This window comes from Streptomyces sp. NPDC003038 (assembly GCF_040611115.1).
Classification (GTDB): Bacteria; Actinomycetota; Actinomycetes; order Streptomycetales; family Streptomycetaceae; genus Streptomyces.
In genome coordinates this window covers 55,632-71,602 of the sequence record NZ_JBEXNN010000019.1, presented here as the reverse complement: position 1 = coordinate 71,602, position 15,971 = coordinate 55,632, and the positions used below count along the sequence as shown (strand labels likewise).

The following is a 15,971-nucleotide window of genomic DNA, read 5'->3' as shown; positions in this document are numbered from 1 at the left end:
CGGGGCCGTCGCGCATTCCCCTCCGCCTCCGGCCGGGGGACCCGCTGCCGCGGCCGGAGGGGGCCGGCGTACGGGCGTCCCCGGCGCCGGGGACGCGTCAGGGGGCCGGGGCCGGGACCGCGCTCTGGGTCAGACGGCCGTCGGCCATCGTCGCCGTACGGTCCATCCGCTCCAGGTGGGCGTGGTCGTGGGTGACCAGCACGGTGGCGGTGGAGCGCTCCCGGGTGAGGGTGACCAAAAGGTCGAGGACGGCCGCGCCGCGCTCGTGGTCGAGGGCGCTGGTCGGCTCGTCGACCAGCAGGACGGCGGGCTCGTTCATCAGGGCTCGGGCGATGTTGACGCGCTGGCGCTGGCCCCCGGAGAGCTGGTGGGGGCGCTTGTCGGCCTTGTCCGCCAGACCCACCGCGTCCAGCAGCTCCAGGGCGCGGCGGCGCGCCTGGCGCGCGGGCCGGCCGGCGAGGTGCGCCATCACCTGGAGCTGTTCGGCGGCGGTGAGCGATCCCAGCAGGTTCGGCTGCTGGAAGACGATCCCGATCGTGTCGCGGCGCAGGACGGACTTCTCGGCGGCGCTCAGCCGGGCCGTGTCCCGGTCGGCGACCACGACCCGCCCGGAGTCCGGGGTGACGAGGGTGGCGGCGACGGCGAGCAGGCTGGACTTGCCGGAACCGGAGGGGCCGATCACGGCCGTCAGGGTGCCCGCCGGCACCTCCAGGCAGACCGTGTCGAGGGCGGTGAGCCGGCTGTCGCCGTCCGGGTAGGTGAGCGTGACGTCGTGGAGGAGCAGGGTCATCGGGCGCTCCCGAGGGCGGTCAGCGGGTCGACGGCGGTGATCCGCCGGATGGACAGGGCCGCGCCCAGCGCGCCGAGCGCGATCATGATCGCGGCGGGAACCAGCACGGTGGCGGCGTCGAGGACGAACGGCACGTCCCCGCCGCTGATCAGCGCGCCGACCCCGGCGGCGAGCGCGGTGCCCAGCCCGGTGCCGATGGCGAGCATGACCACGGCCTGGCCGAGGGCGTCCCGCAGCAGGTACGCGGTGGAGGCGCCCAAAGCCTTCAGGACGGCGATGTCCCCGCTGCGCTGGATCGTCCAGACCGTGAAGAAGGCCCCTATGACCAGGGCCGAGATGACGAAGAGGAAGCCGCGCATCAGCTGGAGCGAGCCGTTCTCCGCCTGGTAGGAGCCTATGGCGCCCAGCGCCTCGTCGACGGTCCGCGCGGAGGTGCCGGCGGCCTCGTCCCCGGCGGTGAGGTCCAGGCCGTTCCCGGAGAGGGCGACGACGGTGGCGAGGGTGTCGAGGGAGGTGCCCGGGTTGCCGATGCGCTGCCAGTCGCCCAGATCCATCCAGACGACCGGCGTGTGGCTGTAGGCGGCGGTACCGGAGACGGATGCCACGGTCAGCTCCAGCGGGCCGATCTTGACCTTGGCGCCGGCGGCGAGGCCGCCGAGCTCCTCGGCGGCCTTCTCGGTGAGGACCACCTGCCCCTGGGTGAGACCGGCGCCGCGCGGACTCAGCCGGCCGGGCTCCCCGCCGGATTCCACTCCGAAGACGGAGACGGCGGCGGTGCGCTCACCCGACGCGGCGTTCGTGGTGCGGATGCCGAGGGGCTGCGCGGACTTCACCCCGGGCTGCGCCCGCCAGGCCCGCCAGGCACTCTCGGGCACCTGGGAGTTGGTGAAGGACACCTTCTGGTCCCCGGTGGGGGCGGCGAAGGCCAGGTGCGAGGCGGGCAGACCGGTGATGGCCGAGATGTTCTCCCGGGCCAGTCCCGAGGTGAGGCCGGACAACAGGCCGACCAGCAGTGTGATCAGCAGGACCACCGAGCCCATGAGGGCGAAACGGCCTTTGGCGAACCGTAGATCTCTCCATGCGACGAACATGTTCCCCACCTTGGTCTTCCGCGTGGACACAAGGCATCGCGCCACAGGAGCGATCCTCGTATCGAAGGGCGCATCCGGACATCAAACTTTTGGTTGACCGGGGCCGGGCGGCGCCCACTTACGCTGGTCGGGCCATGGCTGCCTCCGATCCTCCCGCCTCCCGCCCCTTGCCGCCCGTGTCGAAAGTGCTGCGGCTGTGCCTGCACGCGCTGTTCTTCGGGCTGCTCGCGCTCACCGCCGGGCGGGCCGTCACCGACTCCGTCCCCCGGGCCGGGTGGGTCGTCGCCGTCTGCGCGGTGCTGGCCTCCGTGTACGGCGCCGGCGTACGGGCCCCCGCCGTGCACCGCTCGCCGCGCGCGGGGGCGGTGTGGCTGGCCGGACTGGGAGCTGCCTGGACGGCGCTGCTCGCGCTCTCCCCCGACGGGCTGTGGATCGCCTTCCCGCTGTACTTCCTGGAGCTGCACCTGCTGCGGCTGCGCTGGGGGGTGGCGGCCGTCGCGGCGACCGCGTGCGCGGCGATCGGCGGGTTCCTCGCGCACAGCAGCTCGGTGAGCCCCGGGGCCTTCCTGGGGCCGCTGCTGGGCGGGGCCGTGGCGGTGGCGACCGTACTGGGCTACCAGGCGCTGTACCGGGAGAGCGAACGCCGCCGCGAGCTGATCGAGGAGCTCATCACGACCCGGGCCGAGCTGGCCGCGGCCGAGCGGGGCGCGGGCATCCTGGCCGAGCGGGAGCGACTCGCCCGCGAGATCCACGACACGCTGGCCCAGGGGCTCTCCTCCATCCAGCTGCTGCTGCGGGCCGCCGAGCGGGCGCTGCACGAGGGCCGGACGGCGACGACGCCACCCGACCCGTGCGGGGCGGCGGACGCTCCGGCCGCCGCCGTCGGCACCCCGCCGCCCGCGGTGGCGCTCGCGCACATCGCCCGAGCCCGGGAGGCCGCCCAGGAGAACCTCGCCGAGGCGCGTCGTTTCGTACGGGCGCTCACCCCGCCGGACCTGGAGCACGGGTCGCTCGCCGCCGCGCTGGAGCGGCTGTGCGCGGGGGTGCCGGGGCCCCGGGTCCGGTTCTCGCTGAGCGGGACGCCGCGGGTGCTGCCCACCCCGTACGAGGTGGCCCTGCTGCGCATCGCGCAGTCGGCGCTGGCCAATGTGGTGCGCCACGCGCGGGCCGGGCGCGCCGAGATCACGCTGACCTTCATGGACGCCTCGGTCACGCTGGACATCGTGGACGACGGGCGGGGCTTCGCGGCGTCGCCGGCGCCGTCCGGGTCCGGCGAGCGGGGTGTCGGCGAGGGCGGCTTCGGGCTGCCCGCGATGCGCTCGCGCGCCGAGACGCTGGGCGGGCTGTTCACCGTGGAGTCCGACCCGGGCCAGGGCACCGCCGTGGCCGTCACCTTGCCGCTGCCCGGGGACGCAGACGCTGGGGAGTCGGCGGCAGTGGGCGCGGGTCTCGTGAACGCCGAGCTCGCGGAGGCCGATCTCGTGGGCACGGATCCCGCAGACGCGAATCGCGCGGGCGCGGATCCCGCAGACGCGCATCCCGTGGAGGTCCCCCGATGACGATCCGGCTGCTGCTCGCCGACGACCACCCGGTCGTGCGCGCCGGACTGCGCGCCGTGCTGGACACGGAACCGGACTTCGCGGTCGTCGCCGAGGCCGCGACCGCCGAGCGGGCGGTGGAGCTGGCGGCCGCCGAGCCGGTGGACGTGGTCCTCATGGACCTCCAGTTCGGGCCCGGCATGCACGGCTCGGCGGCCACGGCACTGATCACCGCGCGCCCGGGAGCCCCCCGGGTGCTGGTGCTGACCACGTACGACACGGACGCGGACATCCTGGCCGCGGTGGAGGCGGGCGCCTCGGGCTACCTGCTGAAGGACGCCCCGCCGGAGGAACTGGCGGCGGCCGTACGCACGGCCGCCGCGGGCCAGTCGGCGCTGGCCCCGGCGGTGGCGCTGCGCCTGATGGACCGGATGCGGACCCCGGCGGAGGCGCTGACGAAGCGGGAACTGGAGGTGCTGCAACTGGTCGCGGACGGCCTGTCCAACCAGCAGATCTCCAAGAAGCTCTTCCTCAGCCAGGCCACCGTCAAGTCCCACCTGGTCCACATCTACGCCAAGCTCGGCGTCGACTCCCGCACCTCCGCGGTCGCGGCGGCCGGCGCCCGCCGGCTGATCCGCACGCCGTAGGCCGCGCCGCCCCCTCGGGTGGGGCTGGGGCCGGCCCCCGGGCGGCAGGCGTCATCGGCGGCGCCTCCCCGTTGGTCGGGCCGCTGCGCCACCTCGTCGACGGCACATCGCTCCCGGCCGCCGTCTCCGGGGCGGACGTCCTGGACTGGGTGCGCCACCGGCCGGGTCGTGCACCTGCCGACCGTCCTTACGCGACCCAGTACGGCCGTTCCACCGCCGAGGGCAGCGGGACCCCGTCGTGGAAGGCGGCCGCGAGGCGCCGGACGCCCTCGTCCAGCCGGTCGGCGGGAAGGGTGTACGGGATGCGCAGCCGGTGCTCGAAGGTGCCCGGGTCCACCCCGAAGCGGGCGCCGCGGCCGATGTGGACACCGGCGGCCGCGGCCCGCTCGGCCAGGGCGGAGCTGACCGGCTCGCCGAGGTCCACCCAGAGCGAGAGCCCGCCCGGCGGCACCTGCCAGGACCATTCCGGGGTGTGCCGCTGGAGTGACTGCACCAGGGCCTCGCGCTGGATCCGCAGCTGCGTGAGCCGCGCGGGCAGGGACCGGTCCAGGCCGTCGATCAGCGGGAGTGCGACCAGCTGGTCGAGGACCGAGCCGGTCATGTCGGCAGCGACCCGCACGGCCGTCAGCTCGGTGATCATCTTGGCGGTGGCCCGGATCCAGCCGACGCGCAGCCCGCCCCAGTGCGTCTTGCTGAGCGACCCGATGGTGACCACGTGGTCCGCTGCGCCGCGCGGGGCGAGCGAGGCCAGCGGAGCGGGGGCCGGGGTGTCCAGCGCGATGTCGGCGATGGTCTCGTCGACCACCAGCCAGGTCCCGGTGCGCCGGGTCGCGGTGAGCAGCCGCAGCCGCTGCTCCGGCGGCATCAGCGCGCCCGTCGGGTTGTGGAAGTCGGGGATCACGTACGCCAGTCTCGGTACGGTCTGGCGCAGCGTGGATTCGGCGATCTCCATGTCCCAGCCGGCGTCGGAGACGGCGATGGACCCGGTGCGCAGCCGCGCGTGGCGCAGGGCGTCGAGGGCGTTGGCGTAGGTCGGGTTCTCGGTGACGACCCGGTCCCCCGCCCGGCACAGCAGGCTGACGACCAGCGCGAAGGCCTGCTGCGCCCCGGCGGTGACCAGGATCTGCTCGGGGCGGGTGGGCAGCCCTCGCCGGGTGAACCGGTCGGCGACGGCCGTGCGCAGGTCGGCGAGGCCGAAGGGGTGGTAGCCGGGTGTACGGGCGAGGCCGGTCAGCCGGGGCGCCGCCCAGGCGACCGCTGCGGCGAGCGTCCCCTCCGGCGCGCCCATGGCGGCGATGGCCAGGTCGATGCCCGGTTCGCCGTCGGCGCTGTAGCCGCCGGCGGCGACCAAGGCGTGGGCGCCGACCGGACGGTGGCCGTCGGGCAGTTCGGTCCAGGTTCCGGAGCCGCGTCGGCTGCGGACGTAGCCGCTCTCGCGCAGCAGGTCGTAGGCGCCGGTGACGGTGGCCCGGCTGGCGCCGAGGGCTTCCGCGAGTTCCCGCTCGGCGGGCAGCCGCAGGTGCAGGGCGATCCGGCCGTCGAGGATCAGCGTGCGGAGGGCGTCGGCGAGCGCCCGGTAGCCGGGGCGTGCCCGGACCTCGGTGGGGAGCAGGGCTGCGAGCTGGCGGCTGCCGATGGTTCTGTCCGCCGTCTGGACCACTCGCCCGTTTGCCATGCCAACCTCCCCTGATTGGCTCTGCCGGCCAGGCCAATCAAGGGCAAGACTCGCCGTATTGGCCCGTGATTGGCAAGGAGATGCCGAGATGTTGACCGACCGTGACGAACGCGCCCTGGTGGCCGCCGCCGAGAACCGGATCTCCGAGCCGCTGCGGAGGGGCGCCGCGGCGGTCTCCGTACGCAACGCCCTGGCCGGGCTGGCACGGCTTGTGCGGCTGGCACGACGGACACGGCTGACACGCGGGTCCGCACAGGAGCGAGAATCGATGGCATGTCAGCCCACACCGACCACCACACCCCTCCCCCATTGATCGCGGGTCTGCTGCTCGCGGCCGGCGGCGGCCGCCGGCTCGGCGGCCGCCCCAAGGCCCTGCTCCCCTACCGCGGCCGCCCGCTCGTCGAGAACGCCGTGCGCGTCCTGCGCGAGGCGGGCTGCGACCCGGTGCACGTCGTGCTCGGCGCCTCGGCTCCCGAGGTCCGCGAGCGCGCGGACCTGACCGGCTGCGTGGTCGTGGAGAACCCGGACTGGGCGCAGGGCATGGGCTCCTCCCTGCGGGTCGGCCTCGGATCCCTGGCCGGTACGGGAGCCCGCGCGGCCCTGGTCTCCCTGGTGGACCAGCCGGGCATCGGGCCGGCGGCCGTGGCGCGGGTCCGGGAGGCCTACCGCTCCCCCGCGAGCCTGGTGGCGGCGGCGTACGGCGGGGAGCGCGGACATCCGGTCCTGTTCGGCGCGGACCGCTGGGCGGACATCGTGGCGACGGCGATCGGTGACCAGGGCGCGCGGGTACACCTGACAGAACATGCGCGAGAGCTCACGCTGGTGGAGTGCGGGGATGTCGCCGAGGCCTTCGACATCGACACCCCGCCCGACCTGGTACGTCTCGCCTGAACAGGGCGGGGGCGGTGCTTGAGCGCGGCGTGACTGCGGTGGCACTGAGGGCCACCGGGGAGCGGAATCTGTCGACTCGGAGAATCTCGACATCAACAAACCATTGAACTTCCACCATGAGGAAATTACTATCCACTGGTCAGAAGCGCCCTGAACCCACAGACGGGCCCGCGACCGTATTCCGGAACTCTCCACACCCGACGGCACTGCGTGCCGTCTCGCGCGAGCATTCCCCCGCGGCCGCCAGGCACCGCCGCTGAAGGAGTGACAGTTATGTCCGCACCAGCGCCGTCCCCGCTGGCCATCGTCGACGCCGAGCCCCTGCCCCGGCAGGACGAAGTCCTCACCGAAGCGGCCCTCGCCTTCGTGGCCGAGCTCCACCGGCGGTTCACCCCCCGCCGCGACGAGCTCCTCGCCCGCCGCGCCGAGCGCCGCGCCGAGATCGCCCGCACCTCCCAGCTCGACTTCCTCCCGGACACCGCACAGGTCCGCGAGGGCGACTGGAAGGTCGCGCCGGCCCCGGCCGCGCTGAACGACCGCCGTGTGGAGATCACCGGTCCGACGGACCGCAAGATGACCATCAACGCCCTGAACTCGGGCGCCAAGGTCTGGCTCGCCGACTTCGAGGACGCCTCCGCTCCCACCTGGGAGAACGTCGTCCTCGGCCAGCTCAACCTCATCGACGCCTACGAGCGCCGCATCGACTTCACCGACGCCCGCACGGGCAAGTCGTACGCGCTGAAGCCCGCCGAGCAGCTCGCCACGGTCGTCATGCGGCCGCGCGGCTGGCACCTGGAGGAGCGGCACCTCAAGATCGACGGCCGCCCCGTCCCGGGAGCGCTCGTCGACTTCGGCCTGTACTTCTTCCACAACGCGCAGCGCCTGATCGACCTCGGCAAGGGCCCGTACTTCTACCTGCCGAAGACGGAGTCGCACCTGGAGGCGCGCCTCTGGAACGAGATCTTCGTCTTCGCCCAGGACTACGTCGGCATCCCGCAGGGCACCGTCCGCGCGACGGTCCTCATCGAGACCATCACCGCCGCGTACGAGATGGAGGAGATCCTCTACGAGCTGCGCGACCACGCGGCGGGCCTGAACGCGGGCCGCTGGGACTACCTCTTCTCCATCGTCAAGAACTTCCGTGACGGCGGCGAGAAGTTCGTCCTGCCGGACCGCAACGCGGTGACGATGACCGCCCCGTTCATGCGGGCGTACACCGAACTGCTCGTCAAGACCTGCCACAAGCGCGGCGCGCACGCGATCGGCGGCATGGCGGCCTTCATTCCGTCCCGCAAGGACGCCGAGGTCAACAAGGTCGCCTTCGAGAAGGTCAAGGCCGACAAGGACCGCGAGGCGGGCGACGGCTTCGACGGCTCCTGGGTCGCCCACCCCGACCTGGTCCCGATCGCGATGGCCTCCTTCGACGCGGTGCTCGGCGACAGGCCGAACCAGAAGGACCGCCTGCGCGAGGACGTCTCGGTGGCCCCGGGCGAGCTCATCGCGATCGACTCCCTGGACGCGAAGCCGACGTACGAGGGCCTGCTCAACGCGGTCCAGGTCGGCATCCGCTACATCGAGGCGTGGCTGCGCGGCCTGGGCGCGGTCGGCATCTTCGGCCTGATGGAGGACGCGGCCACGGCCGAGATCTCGCGCTCGCAGATCTGGCAGTGGATCAACGCGGGCGTCGTCTTCGAGAACGGCCGGCAGGCCACGGCCGAGCTGACGCGCGAGATCGCCGCCCGGGAACTGGACGCCATCCGCGCCGAGATCGGTGAAGAGGCCTTCGCGGCCGGCAAGTGGCAGCAGGCCCACGACCTCCTCCTCCAGGTCTCCCTGGACGCGGACTACGCGGACTTCCTCACCCTCCCGGCGTACGACCAGCTCGTCGACTGACACCCCGTCTTCGGCTGAAACGCACAGCAGCCGAAACACCGGCTCCGCCCCCGACGCCCGACCGGCGCGGGGGCGGAGCCGTTTCGTCCGGGAGCGTGGGCGGCGGCCGGCATCGCGCATGGGTCACGCCGGGCCGTGCCCGGACCACGCCTGTTGCGTAGGCGACCGTCTCCCGAACGACCGGTCGGTCGTTACCCCATCGTAATATGCACCTACCTAGCGGTAACAACGCGCGGCGTGGCACTTTTCCGTAGCCACCGGCCGGCGGTACCCCCACTTCCCAGCCATGCACCGGAGTTCTCGCTGACTTCGGCATGGCCGAACGCAGGAGTTCCGCCGTGATCGGATTCCGAAACGTCAGCAAGGAGCGCGCCGGCAGTCGTGTGCGACGACTGGCGGGGGCCGGGATGGTCCTCCCGCTCGCCGTCGGGGCGCTGGTCGCCGGCGGGGCCGGGACCGCGGTGGCCGGTCCCGGAGACGGGCCCACCGCCGTGGTGTCCATGGGCGACAGCTACATCTCCGGCGAAGCCGGCCGCTGGAAGGGCAACAGCCTGACCAACAGCGGGAGCAGGAACGGGACCGACCGGGGCTGGGTCAGCGGCAGCGTCTACGACCCCGGGAAGGTATACGGTTCCACCGCCGGCGGGTGCCACCGGTCGGACTCCGCCGAGGTGCGCAGCGCCGGGCCGATCGCCGATGTCGCCGTGAACCTGGCCTGTTCGGGGGCGGTCTCCGACAACGTCTTCCGCGCCGCCAACGGGGGCGTGGCCTACAAGGGCGAGGCGCCGCAGGCCGATCAGCTCGCCGCCGTCGCGGCGAGCCACGACGTCAAGTTCATCGTGCTGTCCATCGGCGGGAACGACCTGGGCTTCGCCGACATCATCGAGAACTGCGCGTACGACTTCATCCTCTGGAACTCCTACTGCCACGACGACCAGCAGTACGCCGTCGACCAGAAGATCGACGGGGTCATGGCCAAGGTCGGCAAGTCCGTGGACGAGGTGCGGACCGTGATGCGCGGAGCCGGGTACGCCGACTCCTCCTACCGGATCGTGCTGCAGTCCTACCCGTCGCCGATCCCGCGCGGCGCGGAGAACCGGTACCCGCAGAGCGACTGGAGCCGGCTGAACACCGGCGGGTGCCCGTTCTGGAACCGGGACTCCGACTGGGCGCGGGACTCGCTCGTGCCGCAGATCGCCGGTCGGCTGAAGGGGGTTGCCGCAGCCAAGGGCGTGCAGTTCCTGGACCTGCGCGACATGCTGCAAGGGCGCGAGGTGTGCGCCAAGGCGAGCAAGCAGGTGAGCTCCACGGTCCCTGCCTCCGCGACGACCAGCGAGTGGGCGCGCTGGATCGACAACAACGAGACGCAGGGGCTGATCCAGGAGTCCATGCACCCGAACCACTTCGGCCAGCTCGCCGCCGGGCGCTGCCTCGCCCTGGTCGTCGCGCAGCCCGCGAACGCCGGCTTCGGCTGCAAGAACACCGCGGGCGCCGGTCAGACGGGCATGTTCCTGACCCCGGCCCCCTAGCGCCGGTCCGAGCGCCGACAGCCGATACCGGGGGCAACCGCTCGAAGGCGGCGTCCCGGCGTCCCGTTATCGGGGCGACTCTTCGAGTACGGACAGGACGTTGCCGGCCGGGTCCTTGAACCATGCGATGGAAGGCATCTCGCCCTCCTCGCGGACGATGCCCTTGTCGTCCGTGTCGAACCCCTCATAGCGCTCGAACCGAACACCACGCCTGGTGAGTTCGTCGACGGCCTCCTCGATGTCGTCCACGGGGAAGTTGAGGATCGTGAAGCTCGCGGGCTGGTGGTTGTCCTTCGGATAGACGAGGACCGTGGTGTCGCCCGCGAGCCGCAGGAACAGCATGCCGTTGTCCTCCGAGAGGCGAAGGCCCAGCGTTCCGCCGTAGAACTCCTTGGCCTTGCCGATGTCGTCGACCGAGAATCCGCTGTACGCCTTGGCGCCTTCCAACATGGCCACTCCTTCGATTCGACGCACGCGCCCCGGTTCCCATGCTCCCCCCGGACCCGGCGGCCGTCGACCGCTGGGGGTCCGGTCCCGGGCGTGGGCGACCCGGCGCCCGCAGGGCCGATACGGCGGCGCGCACGCCACACCCGCAGTGGGTGGCGTGCGCGTCGCCGTAGGGTCCGGTCCAGCCGCCGGGCCAGCGGAAACGGCGGGACCGGAGGAATGAGGGGAACCGTCGGGACCGGTCAGTGCACGGGCACCGGTTCCGGGGCGGCGGCCGCGGCCGCGCCCTTCTTGGTGCCGAGGTGGTTGAAGGCCAGGTTCAGCAGGATCGCCACCACGCAGCCGGTGCTGATGCCGGAGTCGAGGACGACCAGGAGGTCCTTCGGGAAGGCGTGGTAGAACTGCGGCGCGGCGATCGGGATCAGGCCGATGCCCACCGAGGCGGCGACGATCAGGGCGTTCTCGCCCTTCTCCATGGCGGCGCCCGCAAGGGTCTGGATCCCGCTCGCGGCGACCGACCCGAAGAGGACGATGCCCGCTCCGCCGAGGACCGGCAGGGGGACCAGCGCGATGACCGAGGCGGCCATCGGGCACAGGCCCAGCAGGATCAGGATGCCGCCGCCGGCCGCGACGACGAAGCGGCTGCGCACCTTGGTCATGGCGACCAGGCCGATGTTCTGTGCGAAGGCGCTGCACATGAAGCCGTTGAACAGCGGGCTGATCGCGCTGCCGAGGGTGTCGGCGCGCAGACCCCCTTCGATGATCTTCGCGTCCGCCGGGCGGCCCACGATCTTGCCCAGGGCGAGGATGTCGGCGGTGGACTCGGTCATGCAGACGAGCATGACGATGCACATCGAGATGATGGCGGCGACCTGGAGCTGCGGGGCGCCGAAGTGGAAGGGGGTGGGGAAGCCGACCACGGACGCGTTCTTGATGGCGTCGAAGCTGGTCATGCCCAGCGGGATCGCGATGAGCGTACCCGCGACGAGGCCGAGCAGGATGGCGATCTGCTGGAGGAAACCGCGCAGGAACTTGCGCATCAGCAGGACGATGACCAGGGTGGCGGCGGCCATGCCGATGTTCTTCATCGAGCCGTAGTCGGTGGCGGTGCTGTTGCCGCCCTGCGACCAGTTGAAGGCCACCGGCAGGAGCGAGACGCCGATCAGGGTGATGACCGTACCCGTCACGACCGGGGGGAAGAAGCGGACGAGTTTGCCGAAGTAGGGGGCCGCGAAGAAGCCGAGGACTCCGGCGACGATGATCGCGCCGAAGATGATGGGGATGGCGTTGTCCCCCTCCCCCTTGCCGATCGCGATCATCGGTGTCACACCGGCGAAGGAGACGCCGTTGACGAAGGGGAGTTTGGCGCCGATCTTCCAGAACCCGAGTGTCTGGAGGAGGGTGGCGAGGCCGGCGGTGAAGAGCGAGGCGCCCATCAGGAAGGCGGTCTCGGTGGCGGAGAGACCGACGGCAGGGCCGACGATCATGGGCGGGGCGACGACACCCGCGTACATGGCGGCCACGTGCTGGAGACCGCTCGTGAACATTTTCAGCGGAGGCAAGGTCTCGTCGACCGGGTGCTTCTCCTCCGGTACTGCGACTGCATCTTTGCGAAACCTGGGCATTGCGGCCACGGCTTCCTCCGGTCGGTTAAACACGTCGGCAGGGACGTGGGTGTCATGGAGGTGGTGCGAAAGCTGTGCGAGTCGAGCTTCTATTCAGTTGTTGCAGGAACGATTCGCCCGAGTCGTTCCGCGCCATCGAACCGATGGAGGGCTGGCGGTGCCATGGCCGTGGCAAGGACACGATTCACCGGTCCCGGGGGCGCCCTCGAAAGCTCTCGGGCGCTTCCCGGGAACGGCTGCCGTCGGACCCCGCTCGGGTCCGCGGCCACCGGCCGGGGGCCGTCCCCCCCGGCCGGACTCCGTGGGGTCAGGCCTGCGCGGAGATCCGCGCGAGGCGCTGGGCCTCTTCCCGCGTGGACACCGCGATGGCGTCCTCGTCGGCGAAGAGCAGTCGGTTGTTCTCGACGATCTGCTTGCCGTTGACCAGCGACAGGGTGACCGGCGCGGCCGCACCGAACACCAGCGCGGTGACCGGGTCGGCGATGGAGGAGTGAGCCAGGGTGCTCAGGTTCCACATCACCAGGTCGGCGCACTTGCCGGCCTCCAGCGAACCGATGTTGTCGGCGCGGCCGAGGACCTGGGCGCCACCGTACGTACCCAGGCGCAGGGCCTGGCGGGCGTTGAGGGCCCGCTCGCGGTGGACCGGGTTCAGACGGTTGATCAGCAGCGCGTTGCGCAGCTCGGTGTGCAGCTCACCGGACTCGTTGGAGGCGGTGCCGTCCACGCCGAGGCCGACCGGGACACCGGCGGCGAGCATGTCCGGGACACGGGCGATGCCGGCGGCCAGACGGGCGTTGGAGGACGGGCAGTGCGCGACACCGGTCTTGGTACGGGCGAACGCGGCGATGTCGGAGTCGTTCATGTGGACGCTGTGCGCCATCCACACGTCCTCGCCGAGCCAGCCGGTCGACTCGAAGTAGTCGGTCGGGCCCATGCCGAACAGTTCCTTGCAGAACTGCTCCTCCTCGACGGTCTCCGAGCCGTGCGTGTGCATGCGCACACCCAGTCGGCGGGCCAGCTCGGCCCCCTGCTTGAGCAGTTCGGTGGAGACCGAGAAGGGGGAGCACGGCGCGACGGCGACCTGGGTCATCGCGTCGAAGGAGTAGTCGTGGTGCCTCTTGACGGTCGCCTCGGTGTCCGCGAGCGCACCCTCGAGGGTCTCGACGGCGTGATCCGGGGGCAGGCCGCCGTCCTTCTTGCTGCGGTCCATGGAGCCGCGGGCGAGGGTGAAGCGGACGCCCATCTCGGACGCGGCGCGGATGATCGCGCCGGAGAGGTCGCCGGAGCCCTTGGGGTAGACGTAGTGGTGGTCCATGGCGGTGGTGACGCCGCCCTTGGCCATCATCGCCAGGGAGCCCTGGGCGGCCGTGTAGGCCATCTGCTCGTCGATGCGCGCCCACGTCGGGTACAGCGCGACGAGCCAGTTGAAGAGGTTGTGGTCGGTGGCCAGACCACGCGTGATCCACTGGTAGAAGTGGTGGTGGGTGTTGACCAGACCGGGGGTGACGAGGTGACCCGTGCCGTCGATGCGGCGGACCACATTGTCGAGGTTCTCGGGGGCCTTGCCCGCACCGATCGACTCGATCTTGTTGCCGGCGACGACTACGTAGCCCGAGGCGTACTCGGTGTCGTTCGCGTCGACGGTCGCAATCGCACAGTTCTCGATGACGATGCGCTCGACCGCGCTGTCATGGGCTGCCGATGCTGCCATGGGACTTCCTCGTGCTTTCAGTGGCGGTGCGGGCACGGCAAGGCCCAGGAGATTTGAGTGCCGGAGCCGGGGGCCTTGACAGCTGACAGTACTGCCGCCCCGTGGGGTGCGTCCGGGTGCCGATTCAGGAAGCTGAAGAGTGTCGCGCCGTCCCGGGGCCACTGCGGAGCCCCGGGACGCGCGTGCCGCACTCAGAGGTTGGTCATGTCCACGGGGATGCGGGCGTCAACGCCGTCCCGCAGGACCGTGGCCTCGATCAGACCGTACGGGCGGTCCGCGGCGAAGTAGACCTCGTTGTCGTTCTTGAGGCCGAAGGGCTCAAGGTCCACGAGGAAGTGGTGCTTGTTCGGGAGCGAGAAGCGGACCTCGTCGATCTCCGAACGGTGGTTGATGATGCGCGAACCCATCTGGTAGAGGGTCTGCTGCAGCGAGAGGGAGTAGGTCTCCGCGAAGGCCTGGAGCATGTGCTTCTTGGTCTCGGCGTAGGACTTCTCCCAGTTGGGCATCCGCTGCTCGTCGTCCGACCAGTTGAAGCGCCAGCGGGCCGACACCTGGGTCGCCAGGATGCGGTCGTAGGCCTCCTTCAGCGTCGTGTACTTGTCCTTCACGTAACCCCAGAACTCGGAGTTCGTGGAGTTCATGACGACCAGGTCCTTGAGGCCGGAGATGACCTCCCAGTTCTGGCCGTCGTACGTGATCTGGGTGACGCGGGTCTCCATGCCCTTGCGGACGAAGGAGTGGTTCACCTCGTCGGAGCCGATGAACTTCGAGTTGGCGTCCGAGGTGGCGATCCGGTCCCAGGAGTACTCCTCGATCCGGATGCGCGCCTTCTGGATCGGCTCCTGGCTGTTCACGAACCAGCGCGCCAGGTGAATGCCGAACTGCTCGGCGGACTCGATGCCGTACTCCTTGGCGAACGCGTACACCGTGTTCTTGGTGGTGTCCGTGGGCAGGACGTTGGCGTTCGAGCCGGAGTAGTGGACATCGTCCATGTCGCCGGAGAGCGCGACCGAGACGTTCAGGTCCTTGATGTGGTGGGTGTCGCCGTCCCGCGTGATCTTGACGACGCGGTTCTCTGCTTTGCCGTACTGGTTCTGGCCGAGAATCGTGGTCATGTCTGCTAGCTCCCTCGGTAAACGGAGTAGCCGAACGGGTTGAGCAGCAGCGGTACGTGGTAATGCTCGCCCGGGTTCACCGCAAAGGTGATGGTGACCTCCGGGAAGAACGCACCGCTGTCCCTTACGCGGGGGGCGTCCTGCTGCGCCTCGGCTTGCTTCTTGGAGAAGTACGTCTCGGTCTCGAAGTCGAGACGTACGTGGGTGGTTCCCTCCGGCAGTGCCGGCAGGTCCTTGCAGCGCCCGTCCGCATCGGTGGCGGAGCCTCCCAGGGCCGCCCACTCGCCGTCGAGGCCCGTACGGGCGCTCAGGGAGATGGCGACGCCCTCGGCGGGCTTGCCGATGCTGGTGTCCAGGATGTGGGTGGACACCGACGCGGTGGTCTCAGTGCTCATGCTCACTCTCCTTCTGCGAGTTCCACGAGGCGGGTCAGGCGGATCCGGTTGATCTTGACGAGCTCGCCGCGGGCGATTTCCCGCTCCTGCTCGGGCGAGTTGCCGATCCGGACCTTGACCGCGTCCCGCATGAACTCACCGGTCGCACCGGTGGCGCAGATGAGGAAGACGTGGCCGAACTTCTCCTGGTACGCCAGGTTCAGTTCGAGGAGCTCGCTCTTGAGTTCCTCCGAGGCACCGGCCATGCCTCGCTGCTCGCGGGCGGAGGTCGGGTCTCCCGGCTTCGGCCGGCCGATCGGCGCGTGGCCTGCCATCGCCTCTGCCAGGTCCTCGGCGGTGAGCTCGGCCATGGCGGCGTCGCTCGCGGCGAAGAGGGATTCGGCGGTGGCGAAGGGGCGCTGGGCGAGCAGCTTGCTCCCCCATGCCGAACTGGCGCACACCTCGTGCAGCTCGGCCGTGGCCGCGCTGTCGTCCAAGGCGTTGAACCGGGTGAGACCCGGGGTCGGACTCGAAGTCACGGTAGGCCTCCGTGGCCTGGTTGCTTTGACGGGCTGGGCATAGCTAACGCCCTCGGCAACACGGCGTCAACACTTTGTTGAAACTTCCCGTACACAAAAGCCGCCG

The 15,971-nt window shown here is 71.0% G+C and carries 15 protein-coding genes; 6 read left to right on the top strand and 9 right to left on the bottom strand.

Going from position 1 to position 15,971, the window contains the following annotated elements; genetic code table 11:
• Positions 1-97 precede the first annotated feature (97 nt).
• Both ABZX75_RS22980 and ABZX75_RS22975 read right to left on the bottom strand, forming a co-directional pair.
• The gene (locus ABZX75_RS22980) at positions 98-790 is read right to left on the bottom strand and encodes an ABC transporter ATP-binding protein (RefSeq protein WP_355413400.1); all 693 of its coding nucleotides are present in this window, start codon (positions 788-790) and stop codon (positions 98-100) included.
• On the bottom strand, positions 787-1,881 hold the full coding sequence (locus tag ABZX75_RS22975) for an ABC transporter permease (protein ID WP_355413398.1): 1,095 nt from the start codon (positions 1,879-1,881) through the stop codon (positions 787-789). The genes ABZX75_RS22980 and ABZX75_RS22975 overlap by 4 nt, the downstream gene beginning before the upstream one ends.
• Before the next feature lie 134 nt (positions 1,882-2,015).
• Here ABZX75_RS22975 and ABZX75_RS22970 point away from each other — a divergent pair, with 134 nt between their 5' ends.
• On the top strand, positions 2,016-3,440 hold the full coding sequence (locus ABZX75_RS22970; protein WP_355413396.1) for a sensor histidine kinase: 1,425 nt from the start codon (positions 2,016-2,018) through the stop codon (positions 3,438-3,440).
• Positions 3,437-4,066: a response regulator transcription factor gene (locus ABZX75_RS22965; protein WP_355413394.1), complete on the top strand. Its 630-nt coding sequence runs from the start codon at positions 3,437-3,439 to the stop codon at positions 4,064-4,066. Before ABZX75_RS22970 ends, ABZX75_RS22965 begins: the two co-directional genes overlap by 4 nt.
• Positions 4,067-4,253: 187 nt before the next feature.
• On the opposite strand, the gene ABZX75_RS22960 is transcribed toward ABZX75_RS22965, so the two are convergent.
• Positions 4,254-5,741, bottom strand: a complete 1,488-nt coding sequence (locus ABZX75_RS22960) for a PLP-dependent aminotransferase family protein (protein WP_355413392.1) — start codon at positions 5,739-5,741, stop codon at positions 4,254-4,256.
• An 88-nt stretch (positions 5,742-5,829) separates the two neighbouring features.
• Between ABZX75_RS22960 and ABZX75_RS22955 the strand changes: the two genes are divergently transcribed.
• The 4 genes from ABZX75_RS22955 to ABZX75_RS22940 all read left to right on the top strand — a co-directional run bounded on the left by ABZX75_RS22955 (position 5,830) and on the right by ABZX75_RS22940 (position 10,054).
• Positions 5,830-6,054, top strand: coding sequence for a hypothetical protein (locus ABZX75_RS22955; protein ID WP_355413390.1), 225 nt, complete (start codon positions 5,830-5,832; stop codon positions 6,052-6,054).
• Positions 6,015-6,632 (top strand): nucleotidyltransferase family protein, encoded by a 618-nt coding sequence (locus ABZX75_RS22950; protein ID WP_355413388.1) that lies wholly within the window; start codon positions 6,015-6,017, stop codon positions 6,630-6,632. The genes ABZX75_RS22955 and ABZX75_RS22950 overlap by 40 nt, the downstream gene beginning before the upstream one ends.
• Before the next feature lie 273 nt (positions 6,633-6,905).
• Positions 6,906-8,525 (top strand): malate synthase A, encoded by a 1,620-nt coding sequence (aceB, locus tag ABZX75_RS22945; RefSeq protein ID WP_355413386.1) that lies wholly within the window; start codon positions 6,906-6,908, stop codon positions 8,523-8,525.
• 338 nt (positions 8,526-8,863) lie between these two features.
• Positions 8,864-10,054 (top strand): GDSL-type esterase/lipase family protein, encoded by a 1,191-nt coding sequence (locus ABZX75_RS22940; protein WP_355413384.1) that lies wholly within the window; start codon positions 8,864-8,866, stop codon positions 10,052-10,054.
• A 66-nt stretch (positions 10,055-10,120) separates the two neighbouring features.
• Here ABZX75_RS22940 and ABZX75_RS22935 read toward each other — a convergent pair whose 3' ends face one another.
• From ABZX75_RS22935 to uraD, 6 genes are all read right to left on the bottom strand, one after another.
• Positions 10,121-10,504: a VOC family protein gene (locus ABZX75_RS22935; protein WP_355413382.1), complete on the bottom strand. Its 384-nt coding sequence runs from the start codon at positions 10,502-10,504 to the stop codon at positions 10,121-10,123.
• Positions 10,505-10,743: 239 nt separating this feature from the next.
• Complete coding sequence (locus ABZX75_RS22930; protein ID WP_355413380.1) at positions 10,744-12,126, bottom strand: nucleobase:cation symporter-2 family protein; 1,383 nt, start codon at positions 12,124-12,126, stop codon at positions 10,744-10,746.
• Positions 12,127-12,433: 307 nt separating this feature from the next.
• Positions 12,434-13,837: an 8-oxoguanine deaminase gene (locus ABZX75_RS22925; protein ID WP_355413378.1), complete on the bottom strand. Its 1,404-nt coding sequence runs from the start codon at positions 13,835-13,837 to the stop codon at positions 12,434-12,436.
• A 191-nt stretch (positions 13,838-14,028) separates the two neighbouring features.
• Complete coding sequence (gene pucL, locus ABZX75_RS22920) at positions 14,029-14,952, bottom strand: factor-independent urate hydroxylase (protein ID WP_355413376.1); 924 nt, start codon at positions 14,950-14,952, stop codon at positions 14,029-14,031.
• 5 nt (positions 14,953-14,957) lie between these two features.
• A complete protein-coding gene (uraH, locus tag ABZX75_RS22915) occupies positions 14,958-15,347 on the bottom strand; it encodes a hydroxyisourate hydrolase (protein ID WP_030715205.1) in 390 nt (129 codons plus the stop codon).
• A gap of 2 nt (positions 15,348-15,349) precedes the next feature.
• The gene (gene uraD / locus ABZX75_RS22910) at positions 15,350-15,865 is read right to left on the bottom strand and encodes a 2-oxo-4-hydroxy-4-carboxy-5-ureidoimidazoline decarboxylase (RefSeq protein ID WP_355413373.1); all 516 of its coding nucleotides are present in this window, start codon (positions 15,863-15,865) and stop codon (positions 15,350-15,352) included.
• Positions 15,866-15,971: the final 106 nt, after the last annotated feature.